Source organism: Rhodoferax sp., assembly GCF_028689305.1.
GTDB lineage: Bacteria > Pseudomonadota > Gammaproteobacteria > Burkholderiales > Burkholderiaceae_C > Rhodoferax.
This window is the reverse complement of the sequence record NZ_JAQTWM010000072.1, coordinates 11102-20614: the sequence shown is the minus strand read 5'-3', so window position 1 is coordinate 20614 and position 9513 is coordinate 11102. Positions and strand designations below refer to the sequence as shown.

Here is a 9513-nt window from a genome sequence, read left to right as displayed (position 1 = left end):
CCTTGTCCGCGCGACCACCGAGGCGTCAAGCCATTTTTTTGATGTGACCTGGCCTCAAAACGCCGCTGTTTGTGGTGGAAAATGCACCGTCGCTTCGCAGCCCATTTCATGAGAAAAACGGTATCCAGATTTCCCAACAACGTGACCAAAGGTGCCGAATTTTGGCGCCGGCTGGTGGTCGTCGCCTTGGGGGTGGTTGCCTTGGGCACGTACATTGGCCTGGGTCTGATCGGGCTCAAGCAGTCTTATGACCGCGAGCTGGAATTTGTCCACCGCAGTCAGGATAACTTTGCCAAAGTCCTGGAAGAGCACGCCAGAAGCAGCATTGAAAAAATTGACACGGTGCTGATGGCCAGCCAGCTGCGGCTCAATGCGGCTTTTGCCGGCGAAGCCATGGACCTGGTCACCATCAATGCGGCGTTGGCGAAGTATCTTGGCTTGATTGGTGAATCACAAAGCCTGCGTGTGACCGACAAGAACGGGCGCTTTATTTACGATGCTTCCGGCAACCTTGCCACCGCCACCATCGCTGACCGTGAGTATTTCCTGCGCAGCATGGCTGATGACAGCGCCAGGCTGATCATTTCCGAACCCTTGTTCGCGCGCATCACCAAAAACTGGGTGATCACCCTGAGTCGCCGTATCAATGACCCGCAGGGTGACTTCGCGGGCCTGGTTCAGGCAGCGGTGCGTGCTGATTTTTTCCAGGACTTCTATACCAGTCTCCACCTGGGTTCTGCACACAGTGTTTCGCTGATGGATGACCAGTTGCGGTTGGTGGCGCGTTACCCACTGGCCCCTGACAGGTTAGGCAAGGTGATTGACAGTGCCAATCTGCGCCACCTGGTCAAGTCGGGGCAGCGGCACGATGTCTACACCGCTGTTTCTGCCGTGGACGGTGTGGAGCGCTTGTACGCTGTGCGGCAAGTGGGGGATTTCCCGCTTTACGTGCTGGTCGGCCATGCCACCAGTGATTACCTGGCCAGCTGGCGTCGCAACGTGATGTGGGGTGTTGTCAGCGCCTTGGTGCTGGCGGTGGTTCTGGGGGGGTGGATTTTTGTCTGGCTGCGCACCTACAACGAGGCCCGACGCCTGGCCAAGGGCATGACCGAAGCCTACGAGACCACCATGCGCCGCACCATCGCCTTGCTTGACAGCCTGCCCGATCCGGCCTGGCTGTCCGACCGGGATCAACGCCTGATTGCCGTCAATGAGGCCTATCGGCAGCTCAGCGGCCGTGATGAGCAGCAGATCCTCGGGCAGACCGTGTCCGATATCTGGCCCGAGTCCAGCGCGCAGGTGTTGTTGCAGCTGGATGCCAAAGCCCTGTCCTCCCGGGTGCAGCAGCGTTGTGAAGCCACTCAGGAAGTGGCCGGCGGCAGCCTGCGCCATTTTGAATACATCTCCACCCCGGTGCTGGATGACAAGGGCCAGCTTGCCGGTGTGGCCGGGGTCGCCCGTGACATCACCCAGCTGCATGTGGACCAGGAACGCATCCGCTATCTGGCCGAACACGACATCCTGACCGATCTGCCCAACCGGGCCTTGCTGGGCAACCGCATGTCGGTGGCGCTGGCGGACGCTCTGGGCACCCAGGCGCCGCTGGCGGTACTGTTCCTCGATCTGGATCACTTCAAGTTTGTCAACGACACCCTGGGGCACGAAATTGGTGACCAGTTGTTGCAGCAGGTGTCGCAGCGCATGCGTGCCAATCTGGATCAGCGTGACACCATCAGTCGCCAGGGGGGCGACGAATTTGCGGTGCTGATGCAGGGTTTCAAACACCTCTCCCGGGTGGCTATCGTCGCCCAGCGCCTCATTGACACCATCAAGGCGCCGTTCATGGTGGAGGGGCATGAGCTGATGGTGGGGGTCAGCATTGGCATCAGCGCCTATCCGCAAGACGGCGCTGACATCAGCACCCTGCTGAAAAATGCCGATACCGCCATGTACCAGGCCAAGGCCGCTGGTGGCAACGCCTACCGTTTCTTCACCCCTGAAATGAATGCCCGCATTTCAGAGCGGGTGGTGCTGGAAAACAGCCTGCGCCGCGCGATACCCGGCAACGAGTTCCGCCTGCATTACCAGCCCCAGGTGGATGCGGCCAGCGGCAGACTGGTTGGGCTGGAAGCGCTGATTCGCTGGCAGCACCCCGAGCTGGGCGAAATCCCGCCGGCCCGCTTCATCCCGATCGCCGAGGAAAGCAATCTGATCAACACCCTGGGTGAATGGGTGCTGCGCGAAGCTTGCCGGCAAAGCCGCGCCTGGTTGGATCAGGGGTTGCCGCCGGTGGTCATGGCCGTCAATCTGTCGGCCGTCCAGCTGCGCCAGCAGCAACTGCCCGAGCAGGTGATGGCCGCTTTGGCCGAAGCCGGGCTGGCGCCTGAGTGGCTGGAGCTGGAAATTACTGAGAGTGCGTTTGTCCGCGACTCGGACCGGATCATCGAGATGCTGCACAAGCTGCACGCCGTGGGTGTCAAACTCTCGGTGGATGACTTCGGTACCGGTTACTCCAGCCTGAGCTATCTGAAACAACTGCCTTTCAACCGGATCAAGATTGACCAGTCCTTTGTGCGGGAGCTGCCCCACAGCGAGGATGATGCGGCCATCATCCGGGCCATTATTGCGATTGCCGACAGCCTGAAGAAGGAGGTCATCGCCGAAGGGGTGGAACAGCCGGAGCAACGCGACTTTTTGTTGCAGAACGGCTGCCAGCTGATGCAGGGCTACCACTTCGGCCGCCCCATGACGGCCGAGAAGCTGGCGCCGTTGTTGCGCCCCGGCACTTCTTTTCTGGTGCATGGATAGGGGCGTGGAGGAAGGGCGCCGGCGCAGTCTGACATGACCTGCGGGTAAATGGGCATGTGGTTGTGCTGATGAATCCGCTACAGTCGCAGTTCACAAGATGTGTCCAACCTATGACGAATAAACGCCCCTCGATTGACGTGGCTGTGATCATGCAGCGTATTGCCAACACCGGACCGGCTGCGCGCTGGCAACCCTGGCGTTGGGAGCTGGCCGATGTGGTGATGAACGAGCCTGGTTTTGGCACCGAACCCCGTCTTCTTTATGAAAATGAGAGCATTCAGCGCTGGTTACACGGGGGCTTGAAGGTGGAACTGTTCAAGGATGATGCCGAAGGTTACTACCTCAACGCCACGACCGACGTGCCGAGCTGGTTTGTGCTCTGGCGCATGGAGGAAGAGGCTTCGGTGGCCGAGGAACCGATGGCCATCCCCATGATCGCCACCCTGAGTTACTACGACGCCGGCCGCTGGCTCGACGCCCAGGAGACAGTGGAGCAGGTGCCGGCTCCCGAGCCGGTGTTGCAGTGGCTGAGTGCGTTTGTGGATGAGCACTACGTGGTGGAGCCCAAGAAACGCAAACGCCCCGATAGCTTCAAGTCGCTGAAAGATCGTTTTGGCAACCCGGTGTCGATCAGCACCGAGAAAAAGTTTGGTGGTGGACAGGGCGGCGGTGGCGGCCAGGCCGGACAAGGTGACCAGCATGGCTGACGGTTTTTTAGGCCGCTGGTCGCAGCGCAAACAGGCGGTGCGCGAGGGCAAGCCGCTGGTTGAGCCGGTGCCCAAAGTTGTGCCTTCTGAGGTTCCCCCGGGCGCAGCGGCGGCGCCGTCCAGCGCCCCAGCCGTGCCCACGGTGCCTGCGGCGGCATCGACCGTGTCGCCACAGCCGGCGCCTACGCTGGACGACGTTCAGGCGCTCAAGCCCGACGACAGTTTTGCCCGCTTCGTGGCGCGCGACGTGTCGCCAGACGTGCGCAACGCCGCCATGAAAAAGCTCTTTGCTGACCCACACTACAACGTGATGGATGGGCTCGACATCTACATCGACGATTATTCGAAGCCCAGTCCCTTGTCTGCAGCCGCTCTGCGGCAGATGGCCAGTGCCAAGTTTTTGAATTTGCTGGAAGAAGAACCGCCAGCCCCCATTGGGGAAGATGCCCATACCGCAACGGCGTCCGATGTGGCACAGTCTGCCCCTGCATTGCCTTCTGAACCTGTGCCCACATCGGCCGCAGATGACCTGATAGAAAACACCTCACATGACCACCTTGATTTGCGACTGCAACCAGACCATGCCGCTGGATGCGCGGTCCTTAAGCGCGAACCTGAACGACACCCTGACGCTGCATTCGAGCCTGTGCCGCCGCGAAGCGGCTGAATTTCTCAAAGCCGCGGGCAGCGGCGAGGACCTGGTGGTGGCCTGTACCCAGGAAGTGCGCCTGTTTGGCGAACTGGCCGAGCAGGCCAACAGCACGGCCACCATCAAGTTCGTCAACATCCGGGAAACCGGCGGCTGGAGTCGCGATGCCGCCAAGTCCAGCCACAAGATCGCAGCGTTGCTGGCAGCCGCTCATCTGCCCGAACCCGACCCGGTAGCGACGGTCACCTACAAGAGTGCCGGGCGGGCCCTGATCATTGGCGCGTTGGGTGCGGCCGAACAAGCAGCCGAGCTGCTGGGTGAGGCCGTGGACGTGACGCTGTTTACCCAGGGGGCGGGAGAGCAGGGCGCGGCCCAGGAGCGCCGTTACCCGGTGCTGGGTGGTCAGATTCAAACCCTCACCGGCTGGCTTGGCGCGTTTGAGCTGACCTGGCAGCCGACCAACCCGATTGACCTGGACCTGTGCACCCGCTGCAATGCCTGTCTGGCAGTGTGCCCCGAGGACGCGATTGGCCTGGACTACCAGATTGACCTGAGCGCGTGCAAAAGCCATCGCGCCTGCGTCAAGGTCTGCAAAGTGGCCGGTGCCATCGACTTCAACCGCTCGCCACAGAGCCAAACCGACACCTTCGACCTGGTGCTGGACCTGCGCGCAACGGCGGCCTTCAGCCAGCACGCCAAGCCGCAGGGTTATTTGCATTGGGATGGTCGCGACCTGAAGGCCCTTCTGCAGTGGCGCGAGCTGGTGGGCGAGTTCGACAAGCCCAAATTTTTCAGCTACAGGCAAAAGCTTTGCGCCCATAGTCGCAATGAAAAGGAAGGTTGTACCGCCTGCATTGACGTGTGCTCGGCTTCTGCCATCAGCAGCGACAGACACCATCAGCAGATCAAGGTGAACCCGAACCTGTGTGTGGGTTGTGGCACTTGCAGCACGGTGTGCCCCACCGGGGCCATGAGTTTTGTTTACCCGCGCGCCAGCGACCAGGGTGTCAAGTTCAAAACGCTGTTGTCCACCTACCTGCGCAGTGGTGGTAAAGCCCCGGCGCTGTTGTTGCATAGCCAGGGTCAAGGGGCGCAGCTGTTGTGCGACCTGGGTCGGGCGGCACAGCTGGAAAAGGCACAAAAGACAGGTACACACGGCGTACCTGCCAGGGTGTTACCCGTACCTCTGTGGCATACCTCATCGACCGGGCTGGAGGTGTGGCTCACAGCCGTGGCCTATGGTGCAAGCCAGGTCTGGGTGTTGCTCACTGACGAAGAAGCACCGCAATATGCCACCGCACTGGCCGAGCAGATGTCCGTGGCTCAGGCGGTGTTGACCGGCCTGGGTTACGCCGGAGAGCACTTCAAACTGCTGCGGGTGCGTGATGCCCGTGACTTGGCTGAGCTGGACCGGGCTTTGCAAACGGCGCCCGCCCAGGCCCCGGCACACCACGCCAGCTTTGCCGTGCAGGCGGACAAACGTGCCACGCTGGAATTGGCGCTGGACCATCTGGTGGCCCATGCGCCGCACCCGGTCGCAGAGCGCATTGCCTTGCCTGCCCGTGGCGCTCCCCTGGGTGCGCTGGCCATCAACCAGGACGCCTGCACGCTGTGCCTGAGCTGTGTCAACGCCTGCCCGGCCAGTGCGCTGACTGACAACGCCGCTGCGCCGCAACTGCGCTTTATTGAAAAAAACTGCGTGCAGTGTGGCCTGTGCGTCAAGACCTGTCCGGAAATAGCCCTGAGCCTGGTGCCGCAACTGAGCCTGCTGCCACAGCGCAAAGAGGCGGTGGTTCTGCACGAAATGCAGCCATACGCCTGCGTGCGTTGCGGCAAACCTTTTGGCACACTCAAGGGGATCGAGGTCATGTTGGGCAAATTGGCTGGTCACAGCATGTTCCAGGGCGAGGCGCTGGAACGCTTGAAAATGTGTGGTGACTGCCGCGTCATTGACATCTACTCTGCAGACAACGAAATCAAAATCACGGATATCAAATCATGATGCCATTACCCGAAGCAGTGGCCAGCAGCGCGCTTGACGAAGAAACTGCGCGTTCAGAGCTTTATGGGCTTCTAGCCCACGTATATTATGCGCAATTAGCTCCTGAATTTGTAGCAAATCTGCGCTTGGCAGCCACGGAGACCCCGGCCGCCGGCGCGTTTCTGGAAGAGCCCTGGCGTGCTCTGGTCGGCATCGCCCGCGAGATGAGCGATGCGCAAATAGCGGCTGAGTTTGACGCTCTGTTTGGCGGTGTTGGCAAGCCCGAGGTGTACCTCTACGCTTCACACTATCTCAGCGGTTTTCTGAACGAAAAGCCGTTGGCTCGCCTGCGCACCGAACTCGACAGCCTGGGTTTGACGCGTGATGACGCCGTGACCGAAACCGAGGACCACGTGGCCTACCTGTGCGAGGTGATGCGGTACCTGATTGCAGGAGATGATGCGGCAGTGGCCAACCTGACGCGCCAGCAGTCGTTCTTTGCCGCCCACCTGCAGCCCTGGGTGGGGCAGCTGTGTGACGCCATTCAAAAGCACCCCAAGGCACGGTTTTATGCGGCTGTGGCCGAACTGACCCGCGCCTTCATGCAGGTTGAGGCACAAGGGTTTGATATGCTGGGGTGAGGTCCTGGTGTGCTTGTTCACACGGTAGCCAAACCCCGAATATGGCTCCGTTGGCAGCGTCGCCCAATTCCTGTCGGTTGTCGGCGCTGATGGTGCCGCCGTAGCGTTCCAGCAGCCCGACGCTGATCCACAGTCCCAGACCGTTGCCATCGTTCTTGGTGGTGAAAAATGGGCTGAACAGGCGTGTTTTGGTGTCATCGCTCAGGCCAGCGCCGGTGTCACACACTTGCAAAAGCACGCCTGCGCGGCCAGAGCTGTCTGGCTGGTCGCGGCTGCACAGGGTCAGCGTGCCACCTTTGGGCATGGCCTGGATGGCGTTGATCATCAGGTTGATCAGCACTTGCTGCAGCTCCTGGCGATTGATGGCCACGCTCTGGCTGGCGTGCAATTCGCGTCGGACTTCAATGTGCGACTGATCCAGCAGATGGGCCACCAGTACCAGCGAATTTTCCAGGGTCTCGTTGACGTCGACGGCCACCACATAGCCCGCATAGTCATTGGGACGGGCGTATTGCAACAATTGCGTGACGATCAGGCGCATGCGGTCCATTTGTTGATCCATCAGGCTGAGTTCATCGGAGACGGATTGCGCATGCGCTCCCAGAGTCTCACGCACCAGATCCAGGTTACCCTGCAGCACGGCAATCGGGTTGTTGATTTCATGCGCCACGCTGGCGGTGAGCTGGCCAATGGCCGCCAGCTTCTCTGATTTCACCAGTTGGGCCTGCGCCTGTTGCAGCGACTGGTTGCTGCTCGCCAGTTCCTGTGTGCGCGCGGCCACCTTGGCGTCAAGCTCCTGCCCCCAGCGCTGCAAGGTGGCGGTTTTGTCATCCACCACGTCCAACAGTTGATCAAGATGGCCCGCCAGGGCGCCGAGTTCGTCATGTTGCGTGAGCACACCCACGCGCGCGGTGTGATCGCCGTCCTGGACGCGCTGCATGGTGTGGTTCATGCATTCCACCGGCTGGAAGATGCTGCGTGCCCAGCGCAGCGAGGCCCAGGCGGCCAGCAGCATGGCCGCGCCAAAAATGCCGATCACCATCGCCAGCAGGCCATATTTGACGTGGCGAAACGGGGTTTCCAGATAACCGACGTACAGCATGCCGATGCGCTCATGTTGTGCGTTGAGCAACGGTTCGTAGGCCGAGACATACCAGTCGTTGACCACAAAGGCACGGTCGAGCCAAGTCTGGCCTTGCCACAGCACGGTGTCGCGCACGGCTTGTGACACGCGCGTGCCAATGGCACGCTGATCCTGAAACAGCCGCACATTGGTGGTGATGCGCACGTCGTCCAGAAACAGGGTGGCCGTGCCTTTGCTGCCCAGCGGCAGCGAGCCCTCGGGGTAGACAATGGCATTGATGTGGTCGATGAAGGGCAGGTTCTGGTTCAGCAGCGTACCGGCCTGCAGCCAGCCCAGAAGTTGTCCATCGTCAGCGCGTACGGCAAAGCTGGCGCGCATCAGCAGGGCTCGGTCTTCATGGGTGCGTTCGGTCGCTGCGGCGTTGTGGGTGGGCACCAGGGCAATGTGGAGCCGCTTGGCCAAATGCGGTGCCAGGCTGAGCAGCTGAGCCTGGTCAAGCCGCTGCAACTGGTTGTATTCCGAGGCCAAATCCACAAGAGAAAAAGACCTGCTGCCCAGAGAAGAATTCACTTCACTGCTATTGTTTTGATACCAACTGGCGGCCATCAGGATACCTTGGGGGGAGTACAGGTTGACAAAGTCAAGCTGGTGGGCCTGTTGGGCCCGGCTCAACACCTGCTGCACCGCTGCCGCGTCAGCGTCGACCAGTGCCTGATGCAGCGCGTGGGACTGGGCGGTCGCCTGGGTTGATGCACCTATTTCGGCCTGTACTTGCGAGAAATAGCCGCTTGCCACGGCCAGGTCGCTGTGGATTTTGGTGATCAGCAGCTGGTTGAAGGCGGCATTGCCCCACAGCATCAACGCGGCCATGAGCAGAGGCAATACCACGACCAGCGGCAGCAGCGACAAGACCATCAGTTTGTGCCGCACGGACAGCTGTTGCCAACGCCTGCGCAGCCAACGGGTGCTCATGCCGCAGCCCAATCGGCGCAGCGGCGCTCCAGCGTGCGCCGCGAGATGCCCAGCAGTTCTGCGGCGCGGGTCTTGTCACCCTGCACACCGTCCAGCACGGCTTGAATGTGCTGCTTTTCCAGCGTTTGCAGGTCGGTGGTGGCGGGGCCGGTCGTGCCCGTGCTTTGCGTTGTGCTGCCATACAGTGCCGACACATTGAGTTCACCCAGAATCAGCGAGCGTTCGATCAGGTTGCGCAGTTCGCGCGCGTTGCCAGGCCAGTTGTACTGCTTCAGGTAGGCCATTTGCTCGGTTGTGATCTGTAGCGGCTTGAGGCCCATGCGCGGTGCCAGCTGGGTCATGAAGTGGGCCACCAGATCGGCAATGTCTTCTTTGCGCTGGCGCAGGGGCTGTAACTGCATGTCCACGACCTGCAGGCGGAAATACAGGTCTTTGCGAAAGCGTCCGGCCGCTACTTCGTCTTGCAGCACCCGGTTGGTGGCGGCGATGATGCGCACGTTCACCGGGATCAGCTGACTGCCGCCTACGGGGCGAATCTGCAGGTCTTCCAGTGCTCGCAACAGCGCGGCCTGGACCGGCAGGGGGAGCTCGGCCACCTCGTCCAGAAACAGGGTGCCGCCTTGGGCGTAATAAAACAGGCCGTCGCGTGCCGGGTGGGCTGAACGGGTGCT

Annotated in this window: 7 protein-coding genes; 5 read left to right on the top strand and 2 right to left on the bottom strand. The window is 61.1% G+C overall.

Annotated elements, in window-relative coordinates; all coding sequences use genetic code 11:
• Nucleotides 1-108: 108 nt before the first annotated feature.
• The 5 genes from PHW99_RS13820 (at nucleotide 109) to PHW99_RS13800 (ending at nucleotide 6786) form a co-directional block, all read left to right on the top strand.
• Nucleotides 109-2808, top strand: a complete 2700-nt coding sequence (locus tag PHW99_RS13820; protein ID WP_300178609.1) for an EAL domain-containing protein — start codon at nucleotides 109-111, stop codon at nucleotides 2806-2808.
• Nucleotides 2809-2918: 110 nt separating this feature from the next.
• Nucleotides 2919-3515: a DUF3305 domain-containing protein gene (locus tag PHW99_RS13815; RefSeq protein WP_300178605.1), complete on the top strand. Its 597-nt coding sequence runs from the start codon at nucleotides 2919-2921 to the stop codon at nucleotides 3513-3515.
• Nucleotides 3508-4182, top strand: coding sequence for a DUF3306 domain-containing protein (locus PHW99_RS13810; protein WP_300178602.1), 675 nt, complete (start codon nucleotides 3508-3510; stop codon nucleotides 4180-4182). Before PHW99_RS13815 ends, PHW99_RS13810 begins: the two co-directional genes overlap by 8 nt.
• Nucleotides 4064-6166 carry a 4Fe-4S binding protein gene (locus PHW99_RS13805; RefSeq protein WP_300178599.1) on the top strand — a complete coding sequence of 701 codons (2103 nt, stop codon included), beginning with the start codon at nucleotides 4064-4066 and terminating at the stop codon, nucleotides 6164-6166. The genes PHW99_RS13810 and PHW99_RS13805 overlap by 119 nt, the downstream gene beginning before the upstream one ends.
• Complete coding sequence (locus PHW99_RS13800) at nucleotides 6163-6786, top strand: molecular chaperone TorD family protein (protein WP_300178596.1); 624 nt, start codon at nucleotides 6163-6165, stop codon at nucleotides 6784-6786. The genes PHW99_RS13805 and PHW99_RS13800 overlap by 4 nt, the downstream gene beginning before the upstream one ends.
• Here PHW99_RS13800 and PHW99_RS13795 read toward each other — a convergent pair.
• A complete protein-coding gene (locus tag PHW99_RS13795) occupies nucleotides 6746-8842 on the bottom strand; it encodes a cache domain-containing protein (RefSeq protein WP_300178593.1) in 2097 nt (698 codons plus the stop codon). The two genes, PHW99_RS13800 and PHW99_RS13795, sit on opposite strands and share 41 nt — an antisense overlap.
• On the bottom strand, nucleotides 8839-9513 hold a 675-nt coding region (locus PHW99_RS13790), incomplete at its 5' end, for a sigma 54-interacting transcriptional regulator (RefSeq protein WP_300178590.1). The genes PHW99_RS13790 and PHW99_RS13795, both read right to left, overlap by 4 nt.

Coding starts and splice junctions, on each gene's coding strand:
- PHW99_RS13805 (WP_300178599.1), top strand. CDS start 4,064: ATGACCACCTTGATTTGCGACTGCAACCAGACCATGCCGCTGGATGCG.
- PHW99_RS13820 (WP_300178609.1), top strand. CDS start 109: ATGAGAAAAACGGTATCCAGATTTCCCAACAACGTGACCAAAGGTGCC.
- PHW99_RS13800 (WP_300178596.1), top strand. CDS start 6,163: ATGATGCCATTACCCGAAGCAGTGGCCAGCAGCGCGCTTGACGAAGAA.
- PHW99_RS13795 (WP_300178593.1), bottom strand. CDS start 8,842: ATGAGCACCCGTTGGCTGCGCAGGCGTTGGCAACAGCTGTCCGTGCGG.
- PHW99_RS13810 (WP_300178602.1), top strand. CDS start 3,508: ATGGCTGACGGTTTTTTAGGCCGCTGGTCGCAGCGCAAACAGGCGGTG.
- PHW99_RS13815 (WP_300178605.1), top strand. CDS start 2,919: ATGACGAATAAACGCCCCTCGATTGACGTGGCTGTGATCATGCAGCGT.